Here is a 254-nt window from a genome sequence, read left to right on the forward strand (position 1 = left end):
CGTAGTAGCCGCTGTGAGAGACTTCGAGCACGCGGCACATGAGACGCACCGGCCAGGTGCTCGCATGCTGCTCGATGAAGGCGAACGTCACTTGGGCATCTCCGCAAAGATGCCGATCGCTTTTTTTCTAGGACGGCAGAATTGGCTGTTTGAGCGTTGAGGGTGCGGGGGCGTCTACGGGGAGGCGCATGATGTCTCGCACCCAGTGTCGGACGCCGGATCGTGAGCGGGTCCTGGTTCCGGTCCGCCAGCAC

The 254-nt window shown here is 62.2% G+C and carries 1 pseudogene; it reads right to left on the reverse strand.

From position 1 onward, the window contains the following. A pseudogene (locus tag FV234_RS25995) lies at positions 1-160 on the reverse strand (IS3 family transposase); the annotation flags it as partial. Between the last annotated feature and the right edge of the window lie 94 nt (positions 161-254).

Origin of the sequence: Methylobacterium sp. WL8, assembly GCF_008040045.1 — a bacterium.
GTDB classification, from domain to species: Bacteria; Pseudomonadota; Alphaproteobacteria; order Rhizobiales; family Beijerinckiaceae; genus Methylobacterium; species Methylobacterium cerastii.